The organism is Cupriavidus sp. F041, from assembly GCF_057814235.1.
This window is the reverse complement of sequence record NZ_JBVASY010000002.1, coordinates 969,971-987,665: the sequence shown is the minus strand read 5'-3', so window position 1 is coordinate 987,665 and position 17,695 is coordinate 969,971. Positions and strand designations below refer to the sequence as shown.

At 66.8% G+C, this 17,695-nt stretch carries 13 protein-coding genes; 8 read left to right on the top strand and 5 right to left on the bottom strand.

Translation table 11 applies throughout. From position 1 onward, the window contains the following. Positions 1 to 4: 4 nt before the first annotated feature. Together rrtA and glnE are read right to left on the bottom strand one after the other, a co-directional pair. Complete coding sequence (gene rrtA, locus ACZY0R_RS21640; protein ID WP_488861097.1) at positions 5 to 631, bottom strand: rhombosortase; 627 nt, start codon at positions 629 to 631, stop codon at positions 5 to 7. After that, complete coding sequence (glnE, locus tag ACZY0R_RS21635; RefSeq protein WP_488866093.1) at positions 628 to 3,465, bottom strand: bifunctional [glutamate--ammonia ligase]-adenylyl-L-tyrosine phosphorylase/[glutamate--ammonia-ligase] adenylyltransferase; 2,838 nt, start codon at positions 3,463 to 3,465, stop codon at positions 628 to 630. Before glnE ends, rrtA begins: the two co-directional genes overlap by 4 nt. A 231-nt stretch (positions 3,466 to 3,696) precedes the next feature. Between glnE and ACZY0R_RS21630 the strand changes: the two genes are divergently transcribed. From ACZY0R_RS21630 to tldD, 3 genes are all read left to right on the top strand, one after another. Further along, the gene (locus tag ACZY0R_RS21630; RefSeq protein ID WP_488861095.1) at positions 3,697 to 8,016 is read left to right on the top strand and encodes a YhdP family protein; all 4,320 of its coding nucleotides are present in this window, start codon (positions 3,697 to 3,699) and stop codon (positions 8,014 to 8,016) included. Positions 8,017 to 8,168: 152 nt separating this feature from the next. Continuing rightward, positions 8,169 to 9,017 carry a carbon-nitrogen hydrolase family protein gene (locus ACZY0R_RS21625; protein WP_488861093.1) on the top strand — a complete coding sequence of 283 codons (849 nt, stop codon included), beginning with the start codon at positions 8,169 to 8,171 and terminating at the stop codon, positions 9,015 to 9,017. Between the two features lie 103 nt (positions 9,018 to 9,120). Beyond that, a complete protein-coding gene (gene tldD / locus ACZY0R_RS21620) occupies positions 9,121 to 10,581 on the top strand; it encodes a metalloprotease TldD (RefSeq protein ID WP_276287790.1) in 1,461 nt (486 codons plus the stop codon). Between the two features lie 36 nt (positions 10,582 to 10,617). Here the strand turns inward: tldD and ACZY0R_RS21615 are convergent, their stop codons facing one another. Beyond that, complete coding sequence (locus tag ACZY0R_RS21615; RefSeq protein ID WP_488861091.1) at positions 10,618 to 11,673, bottom strand: class I SAM-dependent methyltransferase; 1,056 nt, start codon at positions 11,671 to 11,673, stop codon at positions 10,618 to 10,620. A gap of 216 nt (positions 11,674 to 11,889) precedes the next feature. Between ACZY0R_RS21615 and ACZY0R_RS21610 the strand changes: the two genes are divergently transcribed. Then, positions 11,890 to 12,201 carry a helix-turn-helix domain-containing protein gene (locus tag ACZY0R_RS21610; protein ID WP_488861089.1) on the top strand — a complete coding sequence of 104 codons (312 nt, stop codon included), beginning with the start codon at positions 11,890 to 11,892 and terminating at the stop codon, positions 12,199 to 12,201. Positions 12,202 to 12,515: 314 nt separating this feature from the next. Then, complete coding sequence (gene aroG / locus ACZY0R_RS21605) at positions 12,516 to 13,595, top strand: 3-deoxy-7-phosphoheptulonate synthase AroG (protein ID WP_488861087.1); 1,080 nt, start codon at positions 12,516 to 12,518, stop codon at positions 13,593 to 13,595. 143 nt (positions 13,596 to 13,738) lie between these two features. On the opposite strand, the gene ACZY0R_RS21600 is transcribed toward aroG, so the two are convergent. Next, positions 13,739 to 14,137, bottom strand: a complete 399-nt coding sequence (locus ACZY0R_RS21600; protein WP_045238099.1) for a c-type cytochrome — start codon at positions 14,135 to 14,137, stop codon at positions 13,739 to 13,741. 12 nt (positions 14,138 to 14,149) lie between these two features. Continuing rightward, a complete protein-coding gene (locus tag ACZY0R_RS21595; RefSeq protein WP_045238100.1) occupies positions 14,150 to 14,497 on the bottom strand; it encodes a c-type cytochrome in 348 nt (115 codons plus the stop codon). 408 nt (positions 14,498 to 14,905) lie between these two features. Here ACZY0R_RS21595 and ACZY0R_RS21590 point away from each other — a divergent pair, with 408 nt between their 5' ends. Genes ACZY0R_RS21590 through ACZY0R_RS21580 form a run of 3 tightly spaced genes read left to right on the top strand, consistent with a single transcriptional unit; the run spans position 14,906 to position 17,675 of the window. Further along, the gene (locus tag ACZY0R_RS21590) at positions 14,906 to 15,784 is read left to right on the top strand and encodes an AAA family ATPase (RefSeq protein WP_045238101.1); all 879 of its coding nucleotides are present in this window, start codon (positions 14,906 to 14,908) and stop codon (positions 15,782 to 15,784) included. Positions 15,785 to 15,832: 48 nt separating this feature from the next. Further along, positions 15,833 to 16,447 carry a GNAT family N-acetyltransferase gene (locus tag ACZY0R_RS21585; RefSeq protein WP_488861084.1) on the top strand — a complete coding sequence of 205 codons (615 nt, stop codon included), beginning with the start codon at positions 15,833 to 15,835 and terminating at the stop codon, positions 16,445 to 16,447. 52 nt (positions 16,448 to 16,499) lie between these two features. Next, the gene (locus ACZY0R_RS21580; protein ID WP_035868545.1) at positions 16,500 to 17,675 is read left to right on the top strand and encodes a vWA domain-containing protein; all 1,176 of its coding nucleotides are present in this window, start codon (positions 16,500 to 16,502) and stop codon (positions 17,673 to 17,675) included. The last annotated feature ends 20 nt before the right edge of the window (positions 17,676 to 17,695 follow it).

Here is a 17,695-nt window from a genome sequence, read left to right as displayed (position 1 = left end):
ATGCCTATGCGGCTGACTGGCCGTGACGGCGTTGCCACCACTCCTGCACCAGCCAAAGCGCCAGGCCGGCCACCGTGCCGGCCGCGTGCGAGATACGCACCACCCCGAAGCCCCACTGCGCGTCGAATACCACCGGCGCGAGCCACGACTGCTCCAGCCAGATCTTGACCAGCACGCCCAGGCAAAGCACCACCCCAAGCACGCGCGACACGCCACTGCCAATCAGCAGGCGCAGACCACCCCAAAGGGCCAACCCGTGCAGCGCGCCGGACAATCCGCCATACCAGCCCACCGAGGGAACCCGGCACAGCGCCAACTGCACCGCTATGCCGCAGGCAACCAGCACCGCCAGCATCGCGCCGGCGCGCGCCTCGCGCCCGACCAGCAGCATCAGGCCCGCGGCAGCCAGCAGGTCGGCCAGCCAGTGCTGCCAGCCGAGGTGGACCCACATCGCCGTAAACAGGCGCCACCACTGGCCGGCCGCGCCGTGGCCCATGACCGCGTCGCGCAGATAGAGTCCCTGCGCATGCAGCCATGGTACGAAGGTAAAGGCGGCGCTCAGGGCGGCAGTCGCCGCCAGCGCGGCCAGCAAAGCCGGCCAGCGCACGGCGCCGGCCACGGGCGGATTCATTTTCCGGGCTCTGCCGGCTCGCCGAACACCGCCTGCCAGAGCGAGCGGACTTGCGCCGCCTGCGGCGCCACGGCGCCCGGCGCAACACGTGCGTGAGCCTGGCCATCCAGGCGCAACTGGTGCTGGCGCGCGCGGAATACGCGATACGCGTCGCCCACTTCGCGCGCCAGCGTGGCATCGATCAGGCCAAGCTCGCCGGCGGTGCGCAGCAGCGCAATATTGCCGGCATTGCGCGTCAGCGCGGGATGGTCGTGGCTGTGCAACAGCACGAGGTATTGCACCGTGAACTCAATGTCGACCATGCCGCCACGGTCGTGCTTGAGGTCGAACAGACCGCTTGGGTTGGGATGCCCCTCGGACACCTTGTGGCGCATGGCGACGATCTCGCCGCGCAGCGTGGCGGCATCGCGAGGCTGGCGCAGGATCTCGTCGCGCAGGCTTTCGAAGTGCGCGCCGATCGCCGGGTCTCCCGCGCAAAAACGTGCGCGCGTGAGGGCCTGGTGCTCCCACACCCAGGCAGTGTTGTCGCCCTCGCGCTGCTGGTAGCGACGGAAGCCTTCGAAGCTGGTCACCAGCAGCCCCGCCTCGCCGTTGGGGCGCAGGCGCGTGTCGACGTCGAACAGCGTGCCGGCAGCGGTATGGCTGGTCAGCCAGGTGATCAGCCGGCGCGCGTAGGCGGCATAGACGTCGGGCGCGCGTTCGTGTTCGTCCTCGTAGAGGAAGATGATGTCGAGGTCCGAGGCATAGCCCAGCTCCTTGCCGCCCAGCTTGCCGTAGGCGATCACGGCAAAGCGCGGCTGCTCGGCATGCCGCGTGGCAAGCTGGCGCCAGACGGCCTGCAAGGTCACGTCGAGCATGGCATCGGCCAGGTCCGACAGACGGTCGGCGATCTGCTCCACCGTCAGCATGCCTTGCAGGTCTTGCAGCAGGATGCGGAAGGTCTCGGCATGGTGCTCGCGGCGCAGGATGTCCATCTGCGCTTCGATCTGTCCGTCGGCCGCATCGAGGCGTGCGGCCAGGCGGCTGCGGAAGCCATTCCAGTCGGGCGCGCCGGCCAGCGCATCGCTGTCGAGCAGCTCGTCGAGCAGTTGCGGATGACGCGTGAGATAGGCTGCCGCCCAGCTCGATGCGTGCAGCGTGTCGGCCACGCGCGCCATCGCCTGCGGGTATTCCGACAGCAGCGACAGGTAAGACGCGCGGCGGCTGATGGCATCGAGAAAGTCGACAAAGCGCGCAATGGTGCGGTCGGCGTCGTCCTGGCGCGAAGCCAGGTCGAGCGCGCGGTTGACCAGCAGATCGAAGCGCATCCGGCTCTGCTCCGACAACGCCCGGTAGCGCAGCGAGGCGCCAATGGCGCGCAAGCGGTCGAGCAATGCGTTGCAATCCTGAAAGCCGGCACCCGCCAGGCGCTCGCACGGCGGTTCGTCCTGCTCTTCCTGTATCAACGCCGGCCACAGCGCCTCGCAAGGCGCGTGGGCTTCATCGGGATCGGAGAAGGTGGCTTCGAACTGCTGCGCCACCGGATCCTGTAGCGACGACAGCCGTTCCAGCAAAGCCGGCCAGTCGGCGCAGCCCATCATGCGCGCCACGGCCAGTTGCTCATCCGCGGCGGTGGGCAGGTGGTGGGTCTGGGCATCGTCGCGATACTGCAGGCGGTGCTCGAGCTGGCGCAGGAAGCGGTAGGCATCGGCCAGCTGCTCGGCCTGGCCGGCAGGCAGCAAGCCATGATCCACGGCCACCGCCAGGACTTCCAGCGTGGGCCGGATGCGCAGCGCCGGGTCCTGCCCGCCGCGGATCAGCTGGAAGACCTGGGCCATGAACTCGATCTCGCGGATACCGCCGCGGCCCAGCTTGATATTGAAGGCACGCTGGTTCACGCGCTGCCCGCCGCCGGGCGCCGCCAGCCCGCCGCTGCGCTTGGCGGCCTCGGCGCGGATCTGCGCGTGCAGCGAGCGGATCGCGGCAATCACGCCGTAATCGAGGTAGCGGCGAAACACGAAGGGCGTGGTGAGGCTAGACAGCTGCGCCGCAGTGCGCTGCGCATGCGGCGTGTCCAGCGCCGATACCACCCGGCCCTTGATCCAGGCGTAACGCTCCCACTCGCGCCCCTGCACCATCAGGTACTGCTCCAGCATGCCGAGGCTGCACGCCAGGGGCCCGGCGTCGCCGTTGGGGCGCAGGCGCATGTCGACGCGGAACACGTAGCCATCGGCGGTCACGTCGGCCAGCAGGTTGATCAGGCGGCGTCCCAGGCGGATGAAGTACTCGTGGTTGGACAGGCTGCGCTGGCCGCCGCGCGTGTCGCCGTCTTCGTCGTACAGGAAGATCAGGTCGATGTCGGACGACACATTGAGCTCGCGGCCGCCGAGCTTGCCCATGCCGACCACCACCAGTTCCTGGACCTCGCCGCTGCTTTCCCCGACAGGCCGGCCATAGCTCGGCGCCAGGTCCGCTTCCAGCATGGCCAGGCCATACTGGATGCCCAGTTCGGCCAGGTCCGTCATCGCGCCAGTGACCTCGCCCAGAGTCGCCAGGCCGCGCAGGTCGCGCTCGATCACCACGCACATCACTTCGGCGCGCAAGCGGCGCAACGCGCGCTTGATGGCCTCATCAACATCGGCCGACGGCTCATGCAGCGCCTTCAGCCGCGCGTCCATCCAGGCCCGCGTCAGCGGCTGCTCGCGGACGCGCGCAACGGTTCCGGCAAGCTCCGGGCGGGCTTGCACGATACGGCGGGTGTAATACGAATAGGCGGGCGAGTACAATGCTATGCCGGCGCAGTCGACCGGCACGAGTTCCGCGGCGGCCACCGTCGCGTACAGGCCCGTGGCCATGTCGGCCACCGCTTGCCTGGCAGCGCAGGAAGTGTTGCCGGAAGCATGTTCGCCGGCGGCGCCGGCGTCGGTAGCGGCGGGATTGGGCGCAGCCGTGGAACTCGTCGGATCAGTGGAAGTCATTCCTGTTACTTGGAAGCGCGTGAGCCGGCACTGTGCCGGCCCGCGCGTTATGCACGGCCGGTCAGGCACCGAATTGGAGAGCGCCTAGTATTGTCGGATAATCTGCGCATGTCCAGCCGCGCCACCCCACCCGCCGAGCCCGCCCCGACCACCGGCGGCACGCCGGCGCTCGACGGGGCCGCCGGTGCAGGCTCTACTCCTTTGCAACTTTCCAGGCGCCGCCCGCTGGCATTGGCGCGCGCGCTCGGCCGCGCCCTGCTCGCAGCCTTGCGCCATCCCATGTGGCGCGGCCTGGGCCGCGTATTGATACGCCTGGCCCTGTCGCTGCTGCTGGTCGCCCTGCTGGCCGGCCTGCTGATCCGCTTCGTGCTCTGGCCCGAGGCCTCGGCGGCCCGCATCTGGCTGGAACAGCGCGGTTCGGTGGCGCTGGCGGCCCATTTGAGCATCGGCCAGCTGGACACCTACTGGGACGGCTGGCACCCTGCTTTCCGTGCCCGCGACGTCAAGGCGGTCGACGCCGAACAGCGTGTGCTGCTGGCGGCCGGCGCGCTCGATGGCAAGTTGTCATGGCGATCGCTGTTAAGCATGGACGTGCTGTTCCAGCGGATATCCGCCAGCCATACCGACCTGCTGGTACGGCGTTCCGCCGACGGCAAGCTCCAGGTAGCCGGGCTGGCAGTGGACACCACCGGTGCCCAGCCGCAAGACAACCGGCTGTTCGACTGGCTGCTGTCCCAGGGGAAGGTCGAGCTCACCGACGGCAAGCTGCGCTGGCTCGACGACAAGAACCACCTGCCCCAGCTCGACGTCGGCAATATCCAGCTCAGCGTGCAGCGCCTGGGCTCGCGCCACCTCCTCAAACTGGAAGCGCAGTCGGCGACGCTCGCGCCCCGCCCCCTTGTGGTGCAGGCAGATTTTCGCCATGACTACCTGCATCGCACCGGCGACTGGCACAACTGGCACGGGCAGGCCAGCTGGGACCTTGGCCGGCTTGAGCTGCCGGTACTGCAACGCTACACTGCGATCTTCGAGCGGGTCGCGCGCGGCACCTTCAGCACCGACGGCACGATCGAATTCCGCGGCGGCCAGATCACCCGCAGCCAGGCGAGGCTGCGCGCCAATGGCGTGGACCTGAAACTGGCCGGCGCGCCCGAACAGCTCAAGCTGGCTAGCGCCCAGGCCTTCGTCCTGCACCGTGCCGGCCGCGACCGCGACAACATCCTCACCATCGACACCCTGCTGTGGCAGCCCGAACCCGCCGAGGGTCCGGCCGTGCCGCTGGCACGGCAAGACCAGCCTGCCTCGGCGGCGTCGGCCGCCGCCGCCGAGGCGGGCGCCGCCGCCAGCGTGGCGAGCGGGGAAAGCGCCTGGCGCGAAGGCATGCGCAAGGTGGTGGTGGGCTGGGCCACCGACAACAAAGGCCAGTTGCGCAAGTTCACGCTGAAGGCACCCACGTTCGACCTGAACACCGTGCGCGCACTAGCCACCTCTCTGCCGCTCGACACCGCCTTGTCGCGCCAGCTGCGCGCGCTCCAGCCCTCCGGCCATATCGACAACCTGGACGTGAACTGGACCCGCGATCGCCAGGGCTTACTCAGCCGCCGCGATGGCCAGCGCCACTTCAACGTGCAGGGCACGCTGCGCAACGTCTCGGTGCTGAGCCAGCCCGCAAACCCGCCGACAGGTGCCAACGGCAAGCCCCACCTGGGCGTGCCTGGCTTTTCGCGGCTCTCCGGCAGCTTCAGTTTCGACGAACGGCAGGGCAGCGCCCGCTTCGAAGGCAGCAATTCCGCCCTGGTGTTCCCCGGCATGTTCGACGAGCCACGCCTGCCCTTCGACCAGATCAGCGGCGAAGTGCGCTGGACCAACGACAACGGCAAGCTGGCGATGCGCACCGACGGCGTCCAGTTTGCCAACGCGGATACCGCGGGCAGCGTGCGTGGCACCTGGCATGCCGGCGGCGACGGGCACGGCGGCATTGCCGATCTCACGGGTGAACTGGTGCGCGCCCAGGTCAACCGGGTGCCGCGCTACCTGCCCACGGGCATCCCCGCCGCGACACGCCAGTACCTGGCCGGCGCCCTGGTGACAGGCGAAGCCAGCGACGTCAAGTTCCTGCTCAAGGGCGACCTGGAACACTTCCCCTTCCACAGCCCGCACGAAGGCGCCGGCGACTTCCGGGTCGAGGTGCCGATCCAGCATGTCAGCTACCAGATCGCGCCCCACCTGAGCGCGGCGCCGGGCAGCGCCGCCAGCAACGGCGGCAAGGCGTGGCCGGACTTCACCGACATCAGCGGCCGCTTGCTGTTCGAACGCGGCGGGCTGTCCTTCGTGGCACAGCGCGCCGGCGTGCAAGGCGTTGCCGGCGTCACGCTGCAGGATGTCAACGGCCGCATCGCCGACCTCGCGGATCACGGCCGCCTGGTGCTGGACGGCAGCGCCAGCGGAGCGATGACGGGCTTCCTGCATTTCGTGGCTGCCAGCCCGGTACGCGACTGGACCGGCCAGGTGACCAGCGACATGCGCGCCCAGGGCAATGGCGAGCTGCGCCTCAAGCTGGATCTTCCCCTCACCGCGGCGCAGGACGCCAAGGTCGATGGCCAGTTCCGGCTACCGGGCAACGATGTGGTGCTCACCCCGCAATTGCCCGTGCTGGCGGGCACCACCGGCGTCGTCGCCTTCAACGAGCACGGCTTCCAGCTCAACGATCTGCGCGCCCGTTTCCTCGGCGGCGAGATTCGCGCCAGCGGCGGCAGCCAGGCGGACGGCACGGTACGCGTCAATGCCGGCGGCAATGCCAGCGCCCAGGGCATTCGCGAGGCGCTCACCGGCTCGCCGATGGCCGGCCTGGCGCAGAAACTGGAAGGCAGTACCGCTTATAGCGCGGTGATCGGGGTGCGCGAGCATCAGCCGCAGATCACGGTCACTTCGGAACTGACCGGCTTGGCGGTGGGCATGCCTGCCCCGGTGGCCAAGAGCGCCAGCCAGGCCCTGCCCTTGCGCTTTGAGCTCCGGCCCGCCGCGGCTCGCGCCGGCAGCGAAGAGATGCTCTTGCAGTATGGCAACGTGCTCAATGCGCGCTATCTGCTGCGCCGCAACGCCGATGGCGTGGAAGTGCAGTCGGGCGGCATCGGCGTCGAACAGCCGGCGCCGCAACCGGCCAGCGGCGTCGTGGCGGCGCTGACCGCCGGCCGCTTCGACCTCGACGCCTGGCATGGCCTGCTCACGGATAGCGGCAAGGCCGGCGCCAGCGCGGTTACCGTTCCCTCCGCGTTCATGCCGGAGAAGTTCTCCGCGCGGGTGCGCGCGCTGCAGGCCTATGGCCGGCAACTCGACGATGTCGTGCTGGAGGCCAGCCGCGAGAGCGCCGGCTGGACCGTTCAGATCGATTCTCGCCAGATCGCAGGCAACCTGCGCTGGCGTAACGATGCAGCCACGCCGGCAGGGGCGCTGACGCTGCGTCTTTCGCGCCTGAATATCCCCGACACCACCGATGCGGGCAACGTTGCCGAGACGCTGGCGGACAATACGAGCGATTTGCCCGCGATTGACCTGGTGGCCGATCGCTTCGAACTGCACGGCCGCGATTTCGGCAAGCTGGAGGTCAAGGCGCACTCTGGCGAAAGCGGCGGCGAGCCTGCATGGACGCTGGAGCGCCTCGTCATCGAACAACCCGGCGCCACCTTCACCGGCAGCGGCAGCTGGCGCCTGCCGCGCCGGCTGCGCGAAGGCGCCGATGCGGAGCGCCGCACGCGGCTCGATTTCAAGCTCGATGTCCGCAACGGCGGCCAGGTGCTTGAACGCATGGGCCTGCCGCACATCCTGGCCGACAGCCACGGCACTTTCGAGGGCCGGGTGGCGTGGCGCGGTTCGCCGATGTCAATCGACTACCCCACCTTGACGGGCCAGATGAAGCTCAAGCTTGAGAATGGCCAGATCCTCAGCGTGGATCCGGGCGCGGCCAAGCTGCTGGGCGTGCTCAGCCTGCAGGGCCTGATGCGGCTGGCCACCTTCGATTTCCGCGGCGTGGCGGGCCAGGGCATGGTGTTCGACGAGATCACGGGCACCGGTACCATCGAGAGCGGCGTGGCCAGCACCAAGGACTTCGCGCTCAAGGGTGCGCAACTGCGCGCCTCGATGACGGGCAGCGCGAATATCCCGCGCGAGACGCAGGACCTCGACGTGACGGTGGTGCCGCGTATCAACGCCACGTCCGCCTCGGTGGCGGCAGCCTTTATCAATCCGGCGCTGGGCATCGGCACGCTGGCTGCCCAGTTGATGTTCGCCGATGAATTCTCCAAGGCCTTTAGCCGCCGGTACCACATCAGCGGCAGCTGGGCGAACCCGCAGATTACCAAAGTGGGGGAGAATAGGGCCGACACGCCCCCTGTGCAGGGCCCGTCGAATCGCGTCTACCCGGCACCATGACCGCCCCGTTTGCATGAACGGCTAAGGCCCGGGTCCAAAGCGATCGCCGATGCCCGGCCGGTCCGGCTGCGCCGCCGCCAGGATCTGGCCGAGCCGCACGGATGGGGCGGATTCGCTCCCCTGCAGCCGCCGCCAGCCAAGGAAACCGCTTCATGACCGCAAACGCCTCCGCCCAAGCCGCCAGCGCGGCACCATTTCGCGTCGCTGCCATCCAGACCGTCAGCGGTGTCTCGCCCGAGGCCAACCTGGCCCGCGCCGAAGCGCTGATCGCGCAAGCGGCGCAGGGCGGCGCCGAACTGGTGCTGCTGCCGGAGTACTTCTGCATGATGGGCCTGCGCGAAAGCGACAAGGTCGCCATCCGCGAGCGCGACGGCGACGGTCCGATCCAGGCCTTCCTGGCCGGCGCCGCGCGCCGCCACCGCATCTGGCTGGTAGGCGGCACCTTGCCCTTGTGGTGCGAGGATGAGGCACGCGTCCACAACACCTCGCTCGCCTACGACCCGCGCGGCGAACGCGTGGCGCGCTATGACAAGATCCACCTGTTCGGCTTTACGCGGGGCACCGAAAGCTACGACGAATCGCGTACCATCCTGGCCGGCAATACCCCGGCCAGTTTCGAGGCGCCCTGCGGCCGCGTCGCCATGTCGGTCTGCTACGACCTGCGCTTCCCGGAACTCTATCGCCAGCTCGCCGCCGCTGGCGGCGGCACCAGCTTGATTTTGATGCCGGCCGCCTTCACCTACACCACCGGCCAGGCGCACTGGGAAATCCTGCTGCGTGCCCGCGCCATTGAAAACCAGTGCTATGTGCTGGCCGCGGCACAGGGCGGGAAGCACGAGAACGGCCGCCGCACCTGGGGCCACTCCATGCTGATCGATCCCTGGGGCGAGGTGATGGCGGTGCTGCCGGAAGGCGAAGGCGTGGTGAGCGGACTGATCGATCCCGCGCGCCTGGACGAAGTGAGGCAGAACCTGCCTGCGCTGCGCCATCGCGTGCTGTAGCATGTACAACCAGACAAGGCCGGCTCCCCGGAGCCGCCAACATCCCCAGATTTCCACGCGGCGGCGCCTTGGCGCCGCCGCGGCACGACGATAAAGGACAACCATGAACGCCGGCGACCTCGGAATCCGCAACCTCGCCACCGCCCAGCAATTGCTGCTGGCTCCCTACGGCCTCGACGAAGTGAAGCTGCAGCGCGTGCTGGCGGACATCTTCACCCATAAGGTCGACTACGCCGACCTGTACTTCCAGTACACCCGCAATGAAGCGTGGAGCCTGGAAGAAGGCATCGTCAAGTCGGGCAGCTTCAGCATCGACCAGGGCGTCGGCGTACGCGCCGTGTCCGGCGACAAGACGGCCTTCGCCTACTCCGACGACATCAGCCTCGACGCCCTGCTGAAAGCCGGGGCCGCGACCCGCACCATCGGCCGCGCCGGCAGCGGCCGCGTCAAGGTGGCGGGCAAGATGGCCTCCCAGGGCGGGCGCAACCTGTACTCGCCCAACGACCCGCTCGATTCGATGGAAGCCGCCGACAAGGTAGCGCTGCTCGAGCGCGTGGAACGCATGGCACGCGCCAAGGACCCGCGTGTGGTGCAGGTCATGGCAGGCCTGGCCGGTGAGTACGACGTGGTCCTGGTGGCGCGCAGCGACGGCGTCATCGCCGCCGACGTGCGGCCGCTGGTGCGGGTCTCCGTCACGGTGATCGCCGAGCAGAACGGGCGCCGCGAGATCGGCTCCTCAGGTGGTGGCGGCCGCTATGCCTACGGATATTTCAGCGACGAACTGCTGCAGAAGTATGTGGATGAAGCGGTGGCCTCGGCACTGGTCAATCTCGAGGCACGCCCGACTCCCGCCGGCGCCATGACGGTCGTGCTCGGCCCGGGCTGGCCCGGCGTGCTGCTGCACGAAGCCATCGGCCACGGGCTGGAAGGCGACTTCAACCGCAAGGGCTCGTCGGCCTTCGCCGGGCGCATGGGCGAGCGGGTGGCGGCCAAGGGCGTGACCGTGGTGGACGACGGCACGCTGGCCAACCGCCGCGGCTCGCTCAACCTCGACGACGAGGGCAACCCCACCCAGTGCACCACGCTGATCGAGGACGGCATCCTCAAGGGCTATATGCAGGACACGCTCAACGCACGCCTGATGAAGATGCCGGTGACCGGCAACGCGCGCCGCGAAAGCTACGCCGCGCTGCCGATGCCGCGCATGACCAACACCTATATGCTCAACGGCAACCGGGATCCGCAGGAGATCATCGCCAGCGTCAAGCGCGGCCTCTACGCGGTCAACTTCGGCGGCGGCCAGGTCGACATCACCAACGGCAAGTTTGTCTTCTCCGCCAGCGAGGCCTACCTGATCGAGGATGGCAAGATCACCGCGCCGGTCAAGGGCGCCACGCTGGTCGGCAACGGTCCGGAATCGCTCAAGGACGTCACCATGATCGGCAACGACATGCGCCTGGACTCGGGCGTCGGCGTATGCGGCAAGGAAGGCCAGAGCGTGCCGGTGGGCGTGGGCCAGCCGACCCTGCGCATCGAAAACATGACGGTGGGCGGCACCGCCTGAGGCCAGGCTTGGGGCCGTGCGCGGCCGCTCTTCCCTTCAGGGCCGCGCCTCGTAGATCAGATTGAACGGCGTTTGCGCTGCCCGGCGGAAGCGCGAAAAACCGCCCTGCTGCACCACCGAGCGCATGCGAGCCTCGCCCGACTGGGCGCCCAGGCACAGGCCCACCTCCTGCGAACGCGACGCCGGCGTGCAGATGAAGGTCGAGGCGGAGTAGTACACCCGCCCGACCGGATTCAGGTTCTCCTCCAGCCGGTCGTTGGCGAAAGGCTCGACGATCATCCAGGTGCCGTCCGGGCGCAAGGTCTCGCGCACGTGGGCGGCCGCGCCAACCGGATCGCCCATATCGTGCAGGCAATCGAACACGGCCACGAGGTCGTAGTCCTTGCCGCCATACTCCTTGGCTTTTGCCACCTCGAAATGTACCCGGTCGCGCAGGCCGGCGCGCGCCGCCGCCTCCGTGGCGAAGCGGATCGATGGCTCGTGGTAGTCGAAGCCGTGGAATTCCGATGCGGGATAAGCCTGCGCCATGATGATGGTTGAGGCGCCATGCCCACAGCCCACGTCGGCTACGCGCGCGCCGGCCTGCAGCCTGGCCTGCACGCCTTCGAGCGCCGGAATCCACTCCGAGGTCAGGTGCGCGGCATAGCCCGGCCGGAAGAAACGATCCGTGCCGTGGAACAGCGACGGATCGTGCTCATGCCAGCCAAGCCCGTGCCCGTTGCGAAAGGCATCCACCATCTTGGGGATCGCCTTGAACTGCGCCACCGCGATCTGGAACGCGCCGGGGATAAAGGCGGGACTGCCCTCCTGGGCCAGCGCGAATGCCTGCTCCTCCGTCAGGCTGAACATCTCGCCCGCCGCGTCATAGACGACATAGCCGCTGGCCGCCTGCGCGGACAGCCACTCACGCAGATAGCGTTCATCCGTGTGCGTCTTCTCGGCCAGCACCTGTACGGTCATCGGCTTCTCGGCCAGGGCCTTGTAAAGACCCAGTGCATCGCCCAGCACGATGGTCGCGGCATGCATGACCGCCCCCAAATCCTGGACGAACTGGTCCATGAAGGCCTTCAGCCTCCCTTCGTCGATCGGCATGGTGTTTTACTCCCCCCAAATGGCCCCGCCCGTGCCGGACGAGCCTGGCACGCCACGTTCGCCTGCCTTCCCCCGGGCAAACCTGTGCAGGGGCCACCACCGCGCCGCTGCGCGCGCCGGCTGCGCCTATACTGGCCTCATCCATGTTGGTTCACACACGGGAGCGCGCCAATACGCAGCATTGCGTACCGCCGCGCTGGCCGTCTACCTGCCGCAATGCGTACATCGAGCCTTAGCCAGGACATCCATGCGATCTCCATGCTCGCCAGGCTGACCGTGCGCGAGCAGCAGGTACTGCGCTGGCTGGCGCATGGCAAGACGGATCGCGAGATCGCCGCCATGCTCGGCATCAGTGCCCGCACCGTGCAAAAGCACCTGCAGCATGTGTACGTGAAGCTGGGGGTGGAGAATCGCACTGCCGCCGTGATGCGCGGGCTGGAGCTCGATCCGGGGCCCGCCACGGGGCGGCTCGAAAATGTGCCGGGGGTACTGCCGGATGCTTGCCAAGCCCCTGAAAACGCGCTATAAAGATGCTTCGTTGCCCGATGATCAACCGCCGCAGCCCGCAGATTTGGCAGGCTTGGCGCAATTTTCTGCCATCTCGTGACGCGTTGCCGCAAATAACCGACGCCAGTTGAGCCTGATCCCATCCATGTCCGCTAAGTTTTATTTTTACTTTTTTAGCGATCTCGCACCGCTGGCGGATGGAGAGGGACGATCGTAAGTGCCTCCAGAATTCAAAAAAAGCCGCCAGCGAACCTGGCGGTTTTTTTTATCCCGGCCCGCACCAAGCTCTTGCCCAGACACCCCAAACACACGACCCTACAAAATCCGGAGCCATCATGCTGAAGAACACCGACGACCTGCGCATTCGCGAACTCAAGGAATTGTTGCCGCCTGCGCACCTGATCCGCGAATTCGGCTGCACCGAAAAGGCGTCCGACGTGATCTACGGTGCTCGCCAGACCATGCACCGGATCCTGCACGGCATGGATGACCGCCTGATCGTCATCATCGGCCCCTGCTCCATCCACGACACCCGCGCCGCGCTCGAGTACGCCAAACTGCTCAAGGTCCAGCGCGACCGTTTCGCCGGGGAGCTGGAAGTGGTGATGCGGGTGTATTTCGAGAAGCCGCGCACCACGGTGGGCTGGAAGGGGCTGATCAACGATCCGCATATGGATGGCAGCTTCAAGATCAACGATGGCTTGCGCATCGCCCGCGAACTGCTGCTGAACATCAGCGAACTGGGCGTGCCGACCGGCACCGAATACCTCGACATGATCAGCCCGCAGTACATTGCGGACCTGGTCAGCTGGGGCGCCATCGGCGCGCGCACCACCGAGAGCCAGGTGCACCGTGAACTGGCCTCGGGGCTGTCGTGCCCGGTCGGCTTCAAGAACGGCACCGATGGCAACGTCAAGATCGCGGTCGATGCGATCAAGGCCGCCTCGCAACCCCACCATTTCCTGTCGGTGACCAAGGGCGGCCACTCAGCCATCGTCTCGACATCCGGCAACGAGGATTGCCACATCATCCTGCGCGGCGGCAAGACGCCCAACTACGATGCCGCCAGCGTGCAGGAAGCCTGCGAAGCCATCTCCAAGGCCGGCCTGGCCGCGCGCCTGATGATCGATGCCTCGCACGCCAACAGCAGCAAGAAGCACGAGAACCAGATCCCGGTCTGCGAGGACATCGGCCGCCAGATGGCAGCGGGCGACGAGCGCATCGTCGGCGTGATGGTGGAGTCGCACCTGGTAGGCGGCCGCCAGGATCACATCCAGGGCACGCCGGTGGAAGACCTCACCTATGGCCAGTCGGTCACCGATGCCTGCATCGGCTGGGATGACTCGGTGAAGGTGCTGGAAACGCTGGCCAATGCCGTGAAGGCACGGCGCCTGGCCGAGAGCACCGGCAACTGATCCGGCCCGGTACCTGGCCCGGAGCGCCGAGGCGCTCCAGGGCAGGTCCCGCCCTCGTGTCACAAGCCGCAAGCAAGAAAAAAGCCGCTGGACATCAGCGGCTTTCTTTCTTCGTCGCGCGGCGCGTGCCGGCGGCGGGGTGCTTACTTCTTCAGAACCAGGCCACCCGGCAGCGACTCGATGTAGGCGGCGATGTCCTTCAGTTCCTCGCGCGTGAAGGGCCGCGGCTTGCCGTCCTTGCCCGTCACGCCGGGGTTGGCATTGACCTGGCCAGCCATGATGGCGTTGGAGCGCCCCACCTGCGGGTTGGTGGTGATCTGGTAGGCAACCAGGGCGTGGTACAGGTAGTCGGCGTGCTGGCCGGCCAGCTTCGGGTAATCCGGGCTGATCGGCGCGTTCATGCCGGCACCGTGGCAGGCCACGCAGTTGCCCTTCTCCACCAGCGCCTTGCCGGCGGCCAGGTCGGCAGCCGAGGCCGTGATGGCCGAGGCGCCCAGCACGAGTGCGCCGATCGCGAGCGAAAGCGTCTTAAGCGTATTCATGGATGGGTCCTCTTACTTCTGGGTGTTGTTTTGCGAGCCGGAGGTCTGCTGCGCGTAGTAGGCAGCCACGTCGGCGATGTCCTGGTCGGTCAGGGTCGCGGCAATGCCACGCATGGTCGGGTGCTTGCGGTCGCCCTTCTGGTATTCCTTCAGCGCGTTCTCGATGTATTTGGCGTTCTGGCCACCGAGCAGGGGCACCTGGTACACCTCGGGGAAGGAGGCCCGATAGCCGGGAATACCATGGCAACCAATACACATCGCAACCTTGTTTTTGGCGGCGTCCACATTGCCCTTGACTTCCTGGGCTTGCGCAGCCGTTGCGGCCGCGCCCAGCACCACCATCGTGAGGAGCTTTTTCATTGTCGTAGCTGATTGGAAGTGTTAAACCCTGCGTGACCTGCCCGACCGGTCGGAAATGGCTTCAGAATGCGTCCGGCAGGATCGCATCGGCCTGCGGCCGGATGCGGCGCTGCCAGTGTGGGCCGCCAGCTTGGGCCGGACACCTGGCACTGCCAGGCATGTCGGCGCTGTCTCCGCCTCATTCTGGAACCATCTCTTGTCGATCGCCGCCTCCCGGCAAGGACCGCGGGAGTGACAAGGCGGACAGAGCGGGGGGGTGGAGTCGTGGACGTGGGGGGCGCGTCAAACCGCCGCATTGTACAGCAGGCTGCACGTGGCAGTCCAGCATGGAGCGGCCAGCCACACGCGAACCGGAAAGCTCTTTTATACTGGCCCATTCCGACACGCACAAACCCCTCAGGTTGCCTCATGTCCAACACCACCAACGCCAGCCAGAACCAGCAGTCCCGTTTCGAAGGCACGCAGCAGTATGTCGCCACCGATGACCTCAAGCTGGCCGTCAACGCCGCCCGCGCCCTGCAGCGCCCGCTCCTGATCAAGGGCGAGCCCGGCACCGGCAAGACCATGCTGGCCGAGGAGGTGGCGGCGGCGCTCGGCATGCCGCTGCTGCAGTGGCATATCAAGTCCACCACCAAGGCACAGCAAGGCCTGTACGAATATGACGCGGTGTCGCGCCTGCGCGACTCGCAACTGGGCGATGACCGTGTCCACGATATCCGCAACTACATCATCAAGGGCGTGCTGTGGCAGGCCTTCGAGGCCGACCAGCAAGTGGTGCTGCTGATCGACGAGATCGACAAGGCCGACATCGAATTCCCCAACGACCTGCTACGCGAAATCGACCGCATGGAGTTCTATGTGTACGAGACGCGCGAGCTGGTCAAGGCGCGCCACCGCCCGCTGGTGATCATCACGTCGAACAACGAGAAGGAACTGCCCGACGCCTTCCTGCGCCGCTGCTTCTTCCACTACATCAAGTTCCCCGACGCCGAGACCATGCAGCGCATCGTCGACGTGCACTATCCCGGCATCAAGCGCGAACTGGTGGCCGCCGCGCTCGAGTCCTTCTATGAAATGCGCAACCTGCCGGGCCTGAAGAAGAAGCCCTCCACCTCCGAGCTGATCGACTGGCTCAAGCTGCTGATGGCCGAGGACATCCCGCCCGAAGCGCTCAAGAGCCCGGACAAGAAGGCCGCGATCCCGCCGCTGCACGGCGCGTTGCTGAAGAACGAACAGGATGTGCACCTGTTCGAGCGCCTGGTGTTCATGAACCGCGCCAATCGCTAAGCACCGCTAAGCACCGCTAAGCCCGCAACGGCATCGGACCACCAAGCCATGGCACGTTTTATCGAACCCACCACCCTGCGCGGCCGGCACGCCTTGCTGGAACCGCTGCGTCCCGAGCATGAAGCGGAGGTACAGGCCGCGGTCGCAGACGGCGAACTGTGGAAGCTGTGGTACACCTCGGTGCCGGCGCCTGACCAGGTCCGCGCCTGGCTCGACACCGCGCTGCAGATGCGCGAGCAGCAGGGCGCGATGCCGTTCGTGATCCGCGAGATCCGCGACGGCGTGCCGGGCGCGGTGGTGGGCGCGACCCGCTACTTTAACGTCGACGGCACGCACCGGCGCCTCGAGATCGGCCATACGTGGCACGCGCAGCGCGTGCAGCGCAGCGCGGTCAATACCGAATGCAAGCTGATGCTGCTCACGCACGCGTTCGAGCAGCTGGCGTGCATCGCGGTGGAATTCCGCACGCACTGGATGAACCATCAGAGCCGCACCGCCATCGCCCGTCTCGGCGCCAAGCAGGACGGCGTGCTGCGCAACCACCAGCGCATGCCCGACGGCTCTTTGCGCGACACCGTGGTGTTCTCCATCATCGCAAGCGAATGGCCGACCGTGAAGCGCCACCTGCAATACCGCCTGGACCTGCCGGGGCGCGCATCGTGAACACGCCCGCGAACCACCGCCCCCGCTCCGGAAAACTCTAAGCGAGACCACCATGCTGATCGATTTCTTCTTCTCGCTGCGCCACGCCAAGCTGCCGGTGTCGGTCAAGGAATACCTGACCATGCTGGAGGCCCTCAAGTCCGAGGTCATCACGCCGTCGATCGACGAGTTCTACTACTTGTCGCGCATGACGCTGGTCAAGGACGAGAAGCACTTCGACAAGTTCGACCAGACCTTCGCGGCCTACTTCAAGGGCGTGGAAAGCCTGGTCGACTGGAAATCCGACATTCCGCTGGACTGGCTGCAGAAGACGCTGGAGCGCGAGCTGTCGGCCGAGGAAAAAGCCAAGATCGAAGCCATGGGCGGGCTCGACAAGCTGATGGAGCGGCTCAAGCAGCTGCTCGACGAGCAAAAGGAAAAACACGAGGGCGGCAACAAGTGGATCGGCACGGGCGGCACCTCGCCGTTCGGGCATGGCGGCTATAACCCGGAAGGCATCCGCATCGGCGGTCCCTCCAAGGGCAACCGCACCGCCATCAAGGTGTGGGAGACGCGGGCGTACAAGGATTACGACGATCAGGTCGAACTCGGCACGCGCAATATCAAGGTGGCGCTGCGCCGCCTGCGCCGGTTCGCGCGCGAAGGCGCCGAGACCGAACTGGACCTGGACGACACCATCCACTCGACCGCGGCCAACGCGGGCCTGCTTGATATCAAGCTGCGGCCGGAGCGCCACAACAAGGTCAAGGTACTGATGCTGATGGATGTGGGCGGTTCGATGGACGACCACATCAAGCGCGTGGAGGAATTGTTCTCGGCGACCAAGACCGAGTTCAAGCACCTTGAGTACTACTACTTCCACAACTGCGTGTATGACTACGTGTGGAAGAACAATCGCCGCCGCCATGCGGAGAAGATCGCTACCTGGGACCTGATCCACAAGTACACGCCGGACTACAAGGTGATCTTTGTGGGCGACGCCACCATGAGTCCGTATGAAATCCTGCAGCCCGGCGGGTCGGTGGAGTACAACAATCCGGAAGCGGGCGCGGTCTGGCTCAACCGGCTGATCGAGCAGTTCCCGCGCTTTGTGTGGCTTAACCCTGAACCGGAAGGGCTGTGGCAATATCGGCAATCGGTGACGGTGATCAACCAGATCATGAAGTCGCGGATGTATCCCGTCACGCTCGCCGGCCTGGAGCAGGCGATGCGCCTGCTCTCCAAGTAACCGGCAATATCCGGCATCAC